The 14,971-nt window shown below is 53.8% G+C and carries 15 protein-coding genes; 12 read left to right on the forward strand and 3 right to left on the reverse strand.

What is annotated here, in order from left to right:
- Window positions 1-33: 33 nt before the first annotated feature.
- Window positions 34-945: a glycosyltransferase family 2 protein gene (locus tag FCL42_RS03125; RefSeq protein ID WP_169308269.1), complete on the reverse strand. Its 912-nt coding sequence runs from the start codon at window positions 943-945 to the stop codon at window positions 34-36.
- A gap of 276 nt (window positions 946-1,221) precedes the next feature.
- Here FCL42_RS03125 and FCL42_RS03130 point away from each other — a divergent pair, with 276 nt between their 5' ends.
- The 9 genes from FCL42_RS03130 to FCL42_RS03170 all read left to right on the forward strand — a co-directional run bounded on the left by FCL42_RS03130 (window position 1,222) and on the right by FCL42_RS03170 (window position 11,858).
- Window positions 1,222-2,379: a glycosyltransferase gene (locus FCL42_RS03130; protein WP_136861933.1), complete on the forward strand. Its 1,158-nt coding sequence runs from the start codon at window positions 1,222-1,224 to the stop codon at window positions 2,377-2,379.
- A 14-nt stretch (window positions 2,380-2,393) separates the two neighbouring features.
- Window positions 2,394-3,788, forward strand: coding sequence for a lipopolysaccharide biosynthesis protein (locus FCL42_RS03135; RefSeq protein ID WP_136861934.1), 1,395 nt, complete (start codon window positions 2,394-2,396; stop codon window positions 3,786-3,788).
- Entirely contained in the window at window positions 3,785-5,182 is a 1,398-nt protein-coding gene (locus FCL42_RS03140; RefSeq protein ID WP_136861935.1) for an O-antigen ligase family protein, read from the forward strand. The genes FCL42_RS03135 and FCL42_RS03140 overlap by 4 nt, the downstream gene beginning before the upstream one ends.
- Window positions 5,179-5,844, forward strand: a complete 666-nt coding sequence (locus FCL42_RS22025) for an acyltransferase (protein WP_324612851.1) — start codon at window positions 5,179-5,181, stop codon at window positions 5,842-5,844. Before FCL42_RS03140 ends, FCL42_RS22025 begins: the two co-directional genes overlap by 4 nt.
- Window positions 5,841-6,974: a glycosyltransferase gene (locus FCL42_RS03150; protein WP_136861936.1), complete on the forward strand. Its 1,134-nt coding sequence runs from the start codon at window positions 5,841-5,843 to the stop codon at window positions 6,972-6,974. The genes FCL42_RS22025 and FCL42_RS03150 overlap by 4 nt, the downstream gene beginning before the upstream one ends.
- A gap of 108 nt (window positions 6,975-7,082) precedes the next feature.
- Entirely contained in the window at window positions 7,083-7,556 is a 474-nt protein-coding gene (locus tag FCL42_RS03155) for a hypothetical protein (RefSeq protein ID WP_136861937.1), read from the forward strand.
- Entirely contained in the window at window positions 7,546-8,991 is a 1,446-nt protein-coding gene (locus FCL42_RS03160) for a GumC family protein (RefSeq protein WP_136861938.1), read from the forward strand. Before FCL42_RS03155 ends, FCL42_RS03160 begins: the two co-directional genes overlap by 11 nt.
- Window positions 8,992-10,086, forward strand: coding sequence for a glycosyltransferase (locus tag FCL42_RS03165; protein ID WP_136861939.1), 1,095 nt, complete (start codon window positions 8,992-8,994; stop codon window positions 10,084-10,086). It abuts the gene before it with no gap.
- The gene (locus FCL42_RS03170) at window positions 10,083-11,858 is read left to right on the forward strand and encodes a sugar transferase (RefSeq protein WP_136861940.1); all 1,776 of its coding nucleotides are present in this window, start codon (window positions 10,083-10,085) and stop codon (window positions 11,856-11,858) included. The genes FCL42_RS03165 and FCL42_RS03170 overlap by 4 nt, the downstream gene beginning before the upstream one ends.
- 194 nt (window positions 11,859-12,052) lie before the next feature.
- On the opposite strand, the gene FCL42_RS21755 is transcribed toward FCL42_RS03170, so the two are convergent.
- A complete protein-coding gene (locus FCL42_RS21755) occupies window positions 12,053-12,556 on the reverse strand; it encodes a hypothetical protein (protein ID WP_205729215.1) in 504 nt (167 codons plus the stop codon).
- Entirely contained in the window at window positions 12,549-12,908 is a 360-nt protein-coding gene (locus FCL42_RS03180) for a putative quinol monooxygenase (protein ID WP_136861941.1), read from the reverse strand. Before FCL42_RS03180 ends, FCL42_RS21755 begins: the two co-directional genes overlap by 8 nt.
- Here FCL42_RS03180 and FCL42_RS03185 point away from each other — a divergent pair.
- The 3 genes from FCL42_RS03185 (at window position 12,856) to FCL42_RS03195 (ending at window position 14,971) form a co-directional block, all read left to right on the forward strand.
- A complete protein-coding gene (locus tag FCL42_RS03185) occupies window positions 12,856-13,569 on the forward strand; it encodes a substrate binding domain-containing protein (RefSeq protein ID WP_169308271.1) in 714 nt (237 codons plus the stop codon). The two genes, FCL42_RS03180 and FCL42_RS03185, sit on opposite strands and share 53 nt — an antisense overlap.
- Before the next feature lie 149 nt (window positions 13,570-13,718).
- Entirely contained in the window at window positions 13,719-14,051 is a 333-nt protein-coding gene (locus FCL42_RS03190; RefSeq protein WP_136861943.1) for an STAS domain-containing protein, read from the forward strand.
- Window positions 14,048-14,971 (forward strand): OmpA family protein, encoded by a 924-nt coding sequence (locus FCL42_RS03195; RefSeq protein WP_136861944.1) that lies wholly within the window; start codon window positions 14,048-14,050, stop codon window positions 14,969-14,971. Before FCL42_RS03190 ends, FCL42_RS03195 begins: the two co-directional genes overlap by 4 nt.

The raw sequence follows: 14,971 nt of genomic DNA on the forward strand, positions 1-14,971 counted from the left end.
TTCATTGGGCCTTAGTTTTACCAACCAGGTCGTCTAGCCAAACATTCCGTGACTGCCTCGCTTGCAGTAGCCCAACAGTGTCTTAAGGCTCCACCAACTGGGTTTAAGCCACAGCGCGGTTAGTTGGGCTTGGCACGCCTTCACGAACTGACGGTTTTCGTTATGCCACTCACCGTAACCTTCGGCGATTCGAGCTTTGGCCCATCGTAGTGCCCATTGAGCGGCGCTGAAGTGCCGTTGATGTTGCCGAACGATGGTTTCCATCGCTTGCAAGCGCTTGAGTCTGGCTCGAGTCATGGAGCCGCTTCGCATCAGATAGTTCATCAGCTCCTTCTGATCGCCAATACACAGGCCAGAATAGGAGAGTTTTAACCACAGATCCCAGTCCGACGCAGAGCGAAGCGATTCGTTAAATCCACCATGTTCCAGCAGCGCCTCGCGCTTTGCCATCACCGATGAGGTGCCGATGAGGTTTTGCGCCATGATCTGAGGGGATGAAAACATCAGCAAGTCGTTGTCTTCTTTAGGTAATGACCAGTAATCGAAGCAGCTGATGATGGCATTGCCCGCCTCATCAAAATGCTGATAGTTGCTAAACAGAAGCACCGCGTCTGGATGGTGGTGGCTTGCCTTAATCTGGCGCGCGATCTTATCTTGTGCCCAGCTGTCATCGGCGTCGAGAAAGGCGATCCAGCGGCTTGTACACAGCTTGATGGCCGCGTTTCTGGCCGCGCTGCAGCCTACACCGTCAAGACGCAGTGTTTTTAATCTTGGGTGCTGCAATCGCTGCTGCTGCAGCCAGTCCCAGGTACCATCATCTGAGCCATCGTCAACTACCCAGACCTCGCGAACCTCCAGGGACTGTGCCCACACCGAAGCCAGTGCATAGGGCAGATAATCTAAACAGTTGTGGCTTGGGATCACCACGCTTACGTCTGCAATCATCGCAATCTCCTTAAAATTGGCATTGTCACTGTCACCATCAAGCATGATTGATGCCAAAGCTAAGTTGTTGTTTTCAATGAGGCTGAATCAGGTTGTTGCAGTTTGCATCGAACCCACTCCGATTTGCTGATTCTGTTGTGGCATTTCGCGACGTGCCGTTACGCACCATGAGAAAAGTCATATATATCATGATGATAAAAGTTGGCCTGATAATTGTTTCCTCTCAGTCAAATCAAGATTGCGTGTGCAGAAGACTCGAGAGTAGGAGGGGGTGCGATGAAGAGGTTAGGGTATGTGTTGCCGAGCTTTCCCGTTGCGTCGGAAACCTTCGTGGTTAATGAGATGCAAGCTATGCGTGACAGGGGCCATGACGTGGTGGCGATGGCACTGACACAAAACGCGTCTGAGACTTTGTCTGATCTGCACAAGGCTTGGCTGCCTAAGGTTGGCTTTGCTGAACAGATCTCACCATCCAACGCCTGTATCACCATGACGCGGGCGAGCTTCAATCGGTCGATGTGGCAGTTTGTTAGCGCTCAGCAGGGGATCTCCGCCAAAAGTTTGTTGTGGTCAGCGGCAAAAGTCGCCTACGGTCTGCGCCACTGCGAACACATCCATGCACATTTTGCCCAAAGCACCGCAGCCATCGCCATCGTTGCCGCCAAAATGCTTGGCGTTACCGTCTCATTTGTTGGGCATGGTGCCGATGTCTACAGCGCGCCAGCGGATCTTCAAACCAAGCTAGCTCATGTTGACCTTTCCATTGCCGTGTGCCGACAGATGCAGCAGGACTTTCGGGATTTGAATCAGCCCCGAAACGTTAAGGTTGCCCTGGTCCCATGTGGCATCGATACCCGCTTATTTACCCAAAACCGGTTGCCGTCAAAGAGTGCAAACACTCTGCTATTCGTTGGCCGTTTGGTGGAGAAGAAAGGCGTCGATACGCTGATCAGTGCCATGGCCAAATTGCCAACGCTAAAGCTGCATATTGTTGGCAGTGGTCCTTTAGAAGCGCAGCTCAAAGCGCAAGCGGATGCGCAGGGCCTAACCAATGTGCAGTTTTTGGGGTGGCGGTCACAGCAGTGGCTGGCGGCTCAGGCCAATCGCTATTTGGCGTTGTGCGCGCCCTATCGAATTGCGGCCAACGGCGACCGAGATACCGGCCCCTTAGTGTGTAAAGAAGCCCTTGCCCAAGGAATTCCGCTTATCGTTTCCAATCTCATGGGGTTAAAAGAGATTGTTTCTTGTAACACTGGCTTTCAGGTGCAGCCCGATGATGTCCATGGCATCGTTCGCGCGGCCAGAACCCTTAACGCTCTGCCCATTGATGAATACCGAAAGCTAAGCCTTCAATGCCGCCTTCGCGCTCAGAAACACTTCGATGTGGGTCTGCAAGCGCAGCGTTTATCTCGTTTGTTTGAGGCCGTGGCGTAATGGGCGCCCGCCTGTTGAGCCCCCGCTGGGCTCACTACGCCTCGGCAACGGCGCTGCTTAAGGGCATCGGCCTGTTGCTGCTGCCATTGAGCGCAGCGTATCTCGGTAGCGCCGGTTTAGGCCAGTTGGGATTAATGGTGGCGTTAGCCAACGTGGGCAGCATTGTGATTGGCCTCGGGTTGCCTGAGTGCTGCCAACGCTTTGCCAGCGACCGTGTTCGATACGCCGACAGCAAAAAGCTGGGGTTGTGGGCGGCAGGACTTGCTATCGCGCTGTCGCCGCTGATGGCCATGGGGCTGAGCTTGTGGCAGGCCAGTGGCATCGCTTTCTGGGCTTGGCTGCCACTGCTCATTAACCTGGGGTTGGGTGCGCTTTTGTCGCTGCGCTTGGTTGAGCTTCGTATCGAGGACGATTCTTGGAATTATCTTAAGCTGGTGGCGACCCAGGCGGGGCTTCAGGTAACGCTGACTTTTGCTGCCCTCATCGGTCAGTTTGGGGTGCTGGGGGTCGCGTGGGCTGGATTGATGGCCACGCTGCTGGCGTTGCTTTCATGTCTGCCAGCCCTTCGAGCCCAGTTTCGCGGTTTAGTGGCGCCACTAAACTGGTCGCTGCTGGGCTTTGGTGCGCCTCTGGCGCTGGGAATGATGACCGCGTTTGCCTTAGGAGGCTATGAGCGCGGCTGGTTGGCAGAATCGCTGTCCCTGAGTGAACTTGGGGTTTACGTGCTGATGTTCCAGCTAAGTCTCATTCCGGCGCTGGCGCTGGAGCCGTTTATGTTGTGGTGGGGGCCAAAGCGTTATCAGCTCGCCGAGCAGAGGCGCTATGGCTACATCGGTGGCGTCTTGGCCAGCGCATCCTTGGTGTTAATGGCGGTAGTGGTGGCGGCGAGCTTGGTGCTTCCGCCTCTGGTGCTTACTCTGTTTGGTGCCAGCTACCTTGATGGCTTGCCTTGGCTCAGGCTACTGCTGATTGCCACGTTGCTCAGACAACTCTCATGCATGCTCAACCTTGGGGTGTATTGCCAAAACCACAGCGGCGTGGCGCTTATGATCAATCTGCTGGTCGCCGGTCCCGCGTTGGTGTTGATCCCTGTGGCCATCCATCATTTTGGCGTTGGTGGGGCATTGTGGACGCTACTGCTGCTGCAGGGAGCAAGATTGCTACTGTTCTACCAAGTAAGCCAGCGAATGCTGCCAATCCCCTATGACAGTCGATTGGGCTGGGGCTTAGGTATGGTTGTGCTCTGGGGAGTCAGTGGTGCGTGGCATGGTGCGGCTTCAACCGCGCTATTGCTACTGCTGCTGGGGCTCAGTGTCAGTTGCATTAAACGCACTCAGTCCATTGAGCGTGCGGAGCGATCACCTCAAAGCCATGGGCCTGCCATTGTTTCAAAGGTGGAGGTTAGATGATGCACTCCGGAGCCCTTCAGCCCACTTCTGCGTTTTTGCTGCTGCTCATCACCGCGTTGATGATGGCACTGGCAATGACCGTACACCCTGTGGTGCTGCTGGCGGGCTGGGCGGTTGCCATCGCCATGATTGCTCTGTGGCGATACTCTGTGTGGATGTGTGTGGCTTTTGCGCTGTTGTCGGCATTTCGATTGCATGAGCTGACGCCTGCACTGCTGCCACTGCGCCTACCTCAGCTGTTTGCCATGGCCACATTGGCGGTACTGATGTGGCAATTGGCAGTAACTCGTCAAAGCCGGCCATTTTTGGTGGGGGAGGGCAAGATTTTACTGGCGCTGTTCGCGGTGACTACCGTGGGCATGTTGCTGGCCTCAAACCGTGGATTGGCGATGGGGTATTGGAGCGGCAGTTGGATCAAGGTCGTGCTGATGTGCTTTGCCATCTCTTGGCTGCTAAAAACCCAAAAACAGATCGTACAAACCGGATGGCTGATCATCGCTGCCGGCGCGGTAGTGTCGTTGTGCGCGCTGTACAACAGCGTTAACGGTTTGGAGGTGGTTGAAGGCACCCGAGTCACCATCGGTCGAAGCTGGGGTTCAATGTTAGGGGATCCTAACGATCTGGCGCTGGTGCTGCTGTTTCCGGTGAGTTTTGCGTTTAACCGAGCGCTAGCCCAAGGCCCAGCGCGGTGGCCAGCGCTGCTGGTGTTGTGTGCCCTAGTGGCGGCGGTTCTCGCAACCCAGAGCCGAGGCGGTCTACTTGGGATCTGCGCCGTCGTTGGCATCAGCGTGTTCAGTCGTTATCGATTGCCGAAGTGGGTGTGGCTGCTGATGCCTGTTCTGCTGATGCTGCTGTTGTCTGTCGCTGGGGTGGCAGAAAGGCAGAGCGGCGGCGCTGCGGAGTCTGGCATCGATGAATCCGCCATGGGACGCATCTACGCATGGCAGGCGGCGATCTCCATGGGGCTTAGCCACCCGCTATTTGGGGTGGGGCTGGATAACTTTTATGTGAATTACTACTTTCATTCCCCCCATTGGGATGGCAAAAATCACGCGGTTCATAGTAGCTGGTTCCAGGTGTTGGCTGAGGCTGGCGTACTGGGATTGATACTGTTTGTGAGTTTTGTGATTGGCCTGATTCGCCGCTCCTACTCACTTATTGCTCGTGGCTCTTTAACTGACGAGCAGCGGGTGTGGCTGTTGGCGATACACTCGGGCATCGCCAGTTTCGCCGTTAGTGGCACCTTTTTGACCCAAGCTTTTACTTGGCCGCTTTACATCTTGGCGGCGCTGCTGTGGGCCTACCATCGAATCTTAACGCCGACGCCGGTTACGCCAGGCTATTCGGTCTCTATTTCCTGCGACAACCAATCTAAGAGGGGAGATTCCCTATGAATCAGATGGCGCTGAAACAACGATTAAAGCCGCTCTATTTTCGAATTCGAGGTTGGCAATTGCCTCCCCTTAAAGTGGTGTATCTCCCCATCGCGGCGTTGATTCGAGCCGTAGCAACCCTTTGGCATACTGCCATGAGATTTCTGCTGTGGACGCCGCTGTTTCGAAGCCAAGTTGAAGGTGGTGATGGGCTCTATCTCTATGGTGGTTGTCCGCAACTGCTGGGGCCGCTTCAGGTTAGCCTCGGTCAGGGCTGCCGTGTTAGTGGCGTGACCACATTGTGTGGGCGCCCTGGCAGTCGTCTCATCGTTGGTAGCAACGTTGATATTGGGTGGCAAAACACCATCGCTTGCGGCACTACCGTCGAACTTAAGGACAATGTGCGTCTGGCTGCGAAGGTATTTATTGCCGGTTATCCAGGCCATCCACTTGACCCTGTGGCGCGGGCAAATGGCGCGCCGGAGCTGGCTCATCAGGCTAAAGCGGTACTGCTTGAGCGAGACGTGTGGGTTGGTACTGGCGCAATCATCAATGCTGGGGTGACCATTGGCGAAGCCAGTGTAGTTGCCGCGGGTTCGGTGGTGACTAAATCGATGCCTGCGGGCGTGCTGATCGGGGGCAATCCTGCCCGAGTTATCCGCAAACTGGAGGAGTGCTCATGAAACCAACGTTATTGGTATTTGGTGAGGACTGGGGACGTCATCCCTCAAGCAGTCAGCATCTGGTGGCACAGATGGCAAAGACGTTTCGGATCATCTGGGTGAACTCCATCGGACTGCGTTCACCTGGCATGGACGACATGGGGCGTTTGATCTCCAAGGGGGTTGCCTTGAGCCGAGGGGCACCTAAAAAGGCGATAAGGGCGGGGCAGCCGGATAGGGTGATCGCGCCAAAGGTGTGGCCGATGGCGCAGTCGGAGTTCGTGCGCCGAATCAATCGCACCATGCTGGCGTCGCAGCTAAAGGATTGCGGCCCCATTGATTACATTTGGTGTGCGTTGCCCAGTGCCGTTGATTATCTGCCGATGTTTCCAGACGCTAAGGTGATCTACTACTGCGGCGACGATTTTGAGTCGTTGGCTGGCGTGGATCACCAACTGGTGGCGGATCAGGAGCAGCGGTTGGCAAGTCGCGCGGATTATCTGTTTTGTGCCAGCCGAGCGCTGGTTGAAAAACACAAACACCACGGTGCTCAATATCTCCCTCATGGGGTGGATTATCGCCGTTTTGCTCAGCATCGCGAGCGAGCCCAAGATCTCCCTGATGGGCCCATTGTTGGGTTTTATGGCAGCCTCTCCCAGTGGATTGATTACTCGCTGTTGGAGTCCATGGTTGATCTGCTACCTGAAATTCAACTGGTGTTGATTGGCGAGAATCACTGTTGCCCAGACTCTTTGCTTAACAAGGATAATGTGCATTGGCTCGGCCCTAAGCCTCATCATCAATTGGCTCAGTACAGCCAATACTTCGATGTTGCCCTGCTGCCATTCGTACGTAATGGTCAGATAGCAGCGTGTAACCCCCTTAAGCTCAGGGAGTACTTGGCGGCGGGGGTGCCGGTGGTTAGTGTTGATTGCCCTGAGGTGGAGGAGTTTGCAGTGGGCGTTGCCGTGGCCACCAGTGATGAGGAATACATCGCCAAGGTACTGATGTGCCTGCTAAACCCAAAAGACAAACCGGCAATACGCACTCAAGTGGTTGGACAAAGCTGGCAAGCCCGCGCGGAGGCAATAGTCAGTCAGTTGCAGCCTGAAAAAAATCAGCTTTGCAATCTGCAAAATAAAGCCAGCTAATTTGGATAAGATACTGATAATATTGCAATAATAATAGTTGGCCTAACTTCTGCTTACTCATGGCTACTGGTGATAGTTCATCGCCACTGAGTAACCGAGGAGGCCAACATGATCTCAAAAGCGACCGAACTAGCCGCTAACATCAAGGATCACTTCATCTTCAGTCGCTCCTCATGCCTTGGGCTTATGGGAGCGGGCGTCTTAGTGTTACTCACTGGCTGCCAGTCGACGTCACCCCAGCAGAGCTGGCAGGCCGCCTCCACCTTAAATGCGACCAATGGGCAGGCGGCTACGGCTGAGCCTGTGGCGAGCTTTGAGTGGCCCTCATCCGATGCAGGTTCCACCTTATCGATTCTACAGCAACAGTTAACCCCTGAACTTTACCGAAGCGCGCGGCTACAGATAGGCCTAGGGCCGATTCAAAGCCCAAGCCCATGGGAGAGTGCTGCTGCCAGTCAAACCCGTTTGCGTGAGTTGACACAGGCACTGGCGTCCATGGGGTATCAAGGCACGGTTAACGGGCACTACAACCCGGATCTAAAGCGTAATTGGGTTGAGATACGGGCCGGTCATGAATACTAATCAGCTCTACGTCATCGGTTATCGGCTGCTGTGCCTAATTTGGCGCTGGCGCTACCTGTTTGTGGTGCCGTCGGTGCTGCTGGCGGTGGCCATGGGTTTTTACGCATCCACCAGTCAAACCTACTTTATGAGCCGCACCTCGTTGCTGCTGCAAGAGTCGGCACTGGCGAACCCGTTTTTGAAAGACATGTCGGTAGCGGTGAAGCTGAAAGAGCGGATCCGAGGCTTAGATGCGTTGCTGCATTCTCGATTTGTGATGGCGGAAGTGGCACTGGACAACGGCTTAGTTACCGAAAACAGCAGCGATTGGCAGCGAGAGGCGGTGCAGCGTCAACTGGCGAATGCAACCACCATGCGCCTGATTGGGGATTCCATGGTGCACATTGAGCTTATTTGGGACGATCCGATATTGGCTCAGCAACTGCTTATCTCCATCAGTGACAGTTTCCAAAAGCGTTTGATGGCACCGGCGCAGGCTGCTGTGGAGCAGTCGGAAACCTTTTTAGCCGCACAGCTCGAGCGTCAACAGCAGAGCGTATTGGCGGTTGAGGCACAGTTGGCTCAGTTTAAGCAAGAGAATGCGGAACTGTTGCCCAACCTGATCGGAGCCAACAACATGGCGCTGCTGGAAGCTCAGCAGCAGATTCGAGTGAAAACCATGGATCTGCAAGGAGCAAAGGCCAGATTTTCCAATCTTAAGCAACAGCTTTTGCTTGCTAATCCGGTGGTGTCGGAGATTGAACGTCAAATTGTGCAGGCGCAAGCTGAACTGACTCTGCTGAAAAGTCGCTATACCGATAAACACTCTAAAGTGAAAAGCACCCAAGCGCGCCTCAATCAACTGCAGAAAGAGAAAGGCAGATTGCTGTCACAAGCAAGGGAGCTCAAACAGAAAGATGAAGCGGCGCACATCGACGATCTTTGGCAGTTGGCCACCGAATTCCAGGGCACGGACAGTGGTCAGGTACCCAACCTGCTGTCGTCCCAGCTTCAACAATTACAGCAAGCCTCAAGCCTAATCGCCACCTTAGAAGGTGAGCTTAAAGTGCTCAATGATCACCAGCAAAGCATCTTGTCTCGAATGTCAGAGAGTGCCGAGGTGGAGCAAAAATTGAGTGAGCTGCAGCGGCTGGTTGATGGACGCAAAGTGCTGTACCAAGAGCTGCTGGTTCGGTTTGAAAAGGCTCAGGTAACTGAGCAGTTAGGCCGCTTTGAGGCACCTCAAAAGATTCAGGTGATCGACCGCCCCAATCTCCCTAAATCCAGCATCAATCGCCCTTGGTGGCTCAGTGCCCTGTTGGGGTTCTTTGGTGGGATTGGGCTTGGGGTAATGGCGGTCTCCATCAGCTTCATATTAGACAGACGTGTGCACAGTGCTGAGCAGTTGCGACAGCTGCTGCCGCAGCATCTGGTTATCGAGTTAAAGGAGAGGTAGATGATCCATAAACCGGTATTGGTGCAACTGGTGCAGCATCTTCGAGTCGGGGGGCTGGAAACCATGGCCTTGACCCTAGCTCAGCAGCTTAGTGCGCAATTTGACGTTCACCTGGTCTCCCTTGAGGGCGATGAAGATAGCCTAAGGGCTAACTGGTCCAAGCTTGAGCTGTTTCCCAAGGTGCATGGATTGAGTAAGCCTGAAGGCGTGAGTGTGTCTACCATCTCAAACCTTCGCAATTATTTGGTAACACATCGGGCTCGCTACCTTCATAGCCATCACCTTGGACCTCTGCTCTACGGCGGCGCCGCGTGCGTTGGGCTAAAGGTTGGCCATCTGCATACCCATCATGACGGCTGGAGCCTTGAGAGAGGCAATCAAGCCAAACTGACTCGGTGGGCCGTCAATCTGTTCAACCCAGTGAGTGTGGCCGATGCTGACAGCGTGGCCGAGCAGTGCCAACGTATGGGCGTTAGGGTAGATGAGGTGATTGCCAATGGCGTCGATCTCAGCCACTTCCGATTCGGAGACAAGCTGTTGGCCCGTGACGCGCTGGCCTTGCCTCTTGATGCCAAGATACTTGGCTGCGTTTGTCGACTGGAGTCGGTGAAAGCCATCGACCATCTAATACAGGCATTGGCTGAGTTGCCCGGCAACGTTCATCTGGCGCTGGCCGGAGGTGGCAGCCAACGGCGGGGGCTTGAACAGATGGTGCAACAGCTTGGTCTGGAACAGAGGGTGCACTTTCTCGGTCATATCGATGACCCAAGCTTGGTGTATCACGCTCTGGATCTGTTTTGTTTAGTCAGCCACAACGAAGGGGCACCGATGAGCCTTATCGAAGCCCAAGCTTGTGGGGTTCGCTGCATGGTCAATGACGTAGGCCATTGCCGCTCACTGCTGCATCCCACTCAAGGGGTGCTGCTAGCCAATAATCAGCCAAGAACCATCGCCCAAGGGGTTATCTCGGCATTTTTAGAGCCCGCCAAGGTATCGGTGATGGCTCAGCAACTGCGCAGCTTTGCCATCGAAGTTGGTGATGGCGAACGGATGGCAAATCGTTATCGTCTCTACCTTCAGGGGAATGCATCATGATCTGGATACTGTTTGTCGCATTAACGGCTGTGCTGCTACTGCACTTTGTGGTTCATCCCCTGTGGATGGGGCGGTTAGCGGTGCAATCAAGTGCTTTGGCACCGGAGCGCCCTAACCAACGCCGGCCTGAGCCTTGGCGTAAGCGCCACACCATTGAGGTGATGATTCCCTGTTTTAATGAGGCTCGTGCCCTGGGGTTCAAACTCAATAATCTATTGAAGACAGAGTATTGCCCAAAGCACCTAACCGTCAGTGTGCTTCTTGATGGTTGCGATGATGACAGCCCTAAGGTCGCCGCTGATTTTCGCCGACGTTTTGCTCAGCGAGGCATCCGTTTTCAGGTGTTTAATCACCAGCAAAACCGGGGCAAGATTCACCGCCTTAACCAGCACATTGCCCGGGCCAAAAAGCGTGCACAGCTGGTGGTGTTATCAGACTGTTCGGCTTTGTTGTCCCACGATGCTCTTGATCATGTTGATTACGCCTTCGACGATCCCAACCTTGGGGGACTGTGTGGTCACTATTTTCATGGCACCGATGTGCGCCTTAAGCCTCACTGGCAAAGATTGAATAAAAACCGCATGGGCGAGTCCGCCCTTGGGGCGGTTATCGGTGGCACTGGCGCGGCGATGGCGCTAAGAAGCTGCTGGACCCAGGCTCTTGATAGCAACTGCATTAATGATGACTTTGAACTGTTAATGGCGATGACGCGTAAGGGTAAGCGTACCGCCTATGAGGACCGATTTAAGGCTATCGACATGGCGCCTCGCTCCGCCGAACGCATCTTTAATCAGCGGCTGCGGATTGCCGCCGGTAATGTGCTGCAGCTGCCCACTCTGTTTGCTTGTTTGCCCAAGTTAGGTGTTCAGGCAGCCGCGGCCGCACTCATGGGCAAAGGGCTGCGGGCCTTTGTACCCATGCTTCTGCCGCTTTGGGCCATCAGCTTTGTGATGTTGATTGAATCTTTGTCTGCTGGGCTTGGCATGACCCTAGTCATCGTCGGACTGACGGCGGCACTGCTTTCTTTGGCCATGGCCAAAGGCAAACTGCCTTGGCTGAACTGGGTCAAAGCGCTGGCCGGTGCCTGCATAGGCTCAGCGTTACAGATGCTGGGGGTTAAAGTGTTGTGGCGTCGGCAATGGATGAACTACAAACCCAAGGCCGTTGCCGCCATCAAGAGAGGACTGGATCTGAGTTTAGCGGCTATTGGCTTGGCTCTGGTGCTGCCCCTGTTTCCCTTTATTGCGTTGGCCATTGTGCTGGATTCAAAAGGCGGGGTGTTTTACAAGCAGCTTCGTGTTGGAGCCCGGCACAGCGATCGAACCGAGCTTATCTACGTGGTGAAGTTTCGCACCATGAGCAGTGACGCGGAGAAAAGTGGCGCCCAATGGGCTAAAGCTGGAGACTGCCGCGTGACTCGTGTGGGCCGGTTTTTGCGAAATACCCGATTGGATGAACTGCCTCAACTGTTTCAAGTTTTAACTGGCCAGATGTCGTTGGTTGGCCCGCGTCCTGAACGTCCTCAGTTTTGCGGCGAGCTTGAGCAATCCTTGCCATTTTATCTTGAGCGCACCTATGAGCTCAAGCCTGGCCTGACCGGCTTGGCTCAGGTACACCAAAGTGGTGACACCTGCTTGGAGGACGTGAAGAATAAGTTGATGTACGACCACGCCTATGCAGCCAGCCTCACCGGTATTGGCAGTTATCTGGCAATGGAAGCGCAAATACTGTTTAAAACCGTCTATGTGGTGATCGCAGCGAAGGGGCACTGAACCAGTCTTGCAGTGACAACGTAAAAGAGAGCGCTTACTGAATTTCCCTCATAGGTTCTCTCTTCTGCGTTTGTTCATCGCGCTGTTTTGAGAGTCCAGGGTTCTCCTATGAGTGGTGGTGAGCAATTGGACACTGGACTCTCGTTTCTTTTTCCCGTCAGACATCGAATTTGAGTGAAACACGATCCCTCTAGTTAGCGCTCCACGTCACCGGCAGTCATCGCAGGGATGTGGTTGGCCAATCCCACCAGATAGCGTTCAATGGTCGGGTGGTCTTTGTCATCTTGCTCGCGCATCAGCCACTGTTGCTCCACCTTAAGGTCGGTATAGCTGCCATCTTTAAATTCGCCGCGCCAACGAACGAAAAACTGGGCGAGGTACTTACCGTTGGTTAGATACTCCACCCGAATTTTCTCAATCTCGTGATCGTCTGACACCAGCTTGCCATGAATCCAGCGATGCCAAGTCTTAAATTCCTCTCGAGAGCGTATCTGATAATCGGGAAAATCCACGTAGACCGCCTCATCCACTAAATCATGAAAGGCTTCTGCGTCGATATGCACATTGCTACAGGTAGCTCGCCCATACATGGAAAAGATTTTGTAAACGTAACTCTTAATGTCGTTTTTGGTAAATTTGTGGCTCCGAAATGCCTGCATTAGGCCTTGATATTCAAGGGTTGGGCTGTCGTTATTCATGGTTAGATTCCATTAAGTCGAACACTTGGGCTTCAAAGGTTTTCATCTCAACCCAATCAAACCACGGCCGAGCTTGTTTCAGGTGCTGTTGCATATGGCTGCTGGCCAAGTGTGCATTGAGTAGAGCCTGAGATTGCCACTGCTCATACAGAAACAGGGTGAGTGGTTCATCGACGCTGATGTTTTGCTGGTAGCTGATGCAGCCCTGCTCTTGACGCACAATCGCTGAAAGCTCAGCCATATGGTCAAGAAAGGTTTGTTTGAACTGCGGTTTCACTTTTCCGGCAACGGGAAAGCGAGTGTATGAACACGCACAGCAACTTAACGAGTTAGTGAGAAATGTGGCCGCCATTACCGAAGAGAAAACCGACAGCTTGTCAGGTACTTTGAGAATTACCAGTGCGGTTTATATTGGTCGAAAGTTCGTGTTTCCTGCGGTGGAAGCGCTGTGCGACCGGTATCCGAATCTTACCGTTGATCTGCAGTTAAGCGATGCCCATGTGGACATCATCAAAGAACGATTTGATCTGGCTTTTCGGATTTGGAAGCCAAAAGATGTGGATCTTATTGGGCAAAACCTACTGGATGTGCAGTTTATCATCGCCGCTGCGCCGTCATTCATCGAAAAATATGGTACGCCGGACAGCATTGAAGCGCTGCAATCTCTCCCTGCCATTGCATACAGCCGCAAAGGGCACACCAATAAATCCTTTAACTACCCAGATGAAGCAGGCAAATGCCGCAGTTTTTCCCTCAATGCCAATCTAGTGATCAATGACGCGGAACAGTTGAGCCAGAGTGTGGCTCGAGGAGAGCGCTACTTTGTGCCCACCAACTTCATGGCAGCTGAGGCGATCCGACAAGGACAATTGATACAGCTGCTACCCAATCTTAAGATTTCGGTTCAGGAGTCGGTGTACGCGGTGTACCCCAATCGCGCACTGCCAAAGGCGGCTAGGATGCTGATTCAGGAGGTTAAGCAGTCTCTGTCGGCTTGTCATATGAGCGTGTAGCGATTTGCAAACTGCTATACCAGAATGCAAATTTTGGTGTGTTGATGATTCTATGTGTCTGAATAATAAGTCAATAATTGGTTTGGCATAACACTTGCTATTTCTGGATGCACTGTTAAGACCTTTCGTCTTTCACCAAGGAGCAGACCATGAGCATTCCATTAGAGCAGTCTTTAACGCCAACCCGCATAGAGGCACCCGCTTATTTTGACGTGGAATCCGTTGCGGCCATTAAGGATCAGTTTGATGAGCTGTTGACTCAGCCAAGCCACAAACAGAGTTGTGCCATCGAGGTGGATCTCGGTCATACCGAGTTCATCGACTCCTCTGGGATCGGCGCCATCATCTACCTATTTAAGCGATTGCGTCGTCAGGAGCGTCAGCTGCAACTGGCCAAGGTTCATGGTCAGCCAAAACGCATTTTAACCATGTTGAAAGTGGATAAAGCGATCCCCTTCGTTGAGTCGGGGGAGAGCGCATGAAACTGTCTGTCCTTGCCATCAGCGGTTTACTGCCTCTGCTATCTGGCTGCGTACAGTGGCCAGATGAGGGGCAGGGCGGCATGGCTCATGAAGACACGCCGTGGGACAGCTACCTAATGTCACAGGCGTTTCTTGCTGAGCATCAAGCGCTGCGCCAACGGGTGGCGGAATCCCAGCAACAGATTGAACTGCTTCGCCTTCGTGGTGCCATCGCTTGTCTGCCTGAGCGCCACTATCAAGCTTCGATGTTACTGGATCAGGTTCGAGGTGAACTGGCTGAAGGTCTGTATGCCGATGCCAACGAGTGCCTGTTGCTGCTTGAAGAGCAGTTGTATCGTCTGGGTGTTCGTTTAAATCATCTGATCCAGCATCAGGCTTGTGGCGCCGTAAAGTACTGGTCGGTGGCGCAGCAAGCGCAGCCGAGTCAGCCTCAGGCCGACACCTTTCCATCACCATTGCTGCTGGAAGGGTTGCTGGAATCGGAGCAGTTTGCCACCGACAAGGCAGAGTTGCTGCCGGAGTTTCAGCATCGTTTGATGCGACTGGCCAAGGCGTTAGCAGATCAGCCTCAACTGCAGCTAACCATCATGGGTCATACCGACAGCCGCGGAAGCGATGCGTATAACCTGTCACTGGCACAAAGCCGAGCGGTGGCGGTAAAAACCGCTTTGATCGCATTTGGGGCGTCGCCGGAACAGCTGATAGTTAGCAGCCTTGGTGAAGCCATGCCTATTGGTGATAACGCCAGTGCCACTGGTCAACTGGCAAACCGACGGGTCAGCTTTAAGGTTGTGTCCATTGATGCCGGTTCCGAGACGACTGCTGCGGTAACGCCGTTGCCACAGCCCAGTCGCGAAGATACTCAGATGTTTCTTCCAGCACTGCCGCTGAAACAGTGGCCCAATGAGCTAAGGAGATAA

The sequence above is a fragment of the Ferrimonas aestuarii genome, assembly GCF_005116665.1.
In the GTDB taxonomy this organism is placed as follows: domain Bacteria; phylum Pseudomonadota; class Gammaproteobacteria; order Enterobacterales; family Shewanellaceae; genus Ferrimonas; species Ferrimonas aestuarii.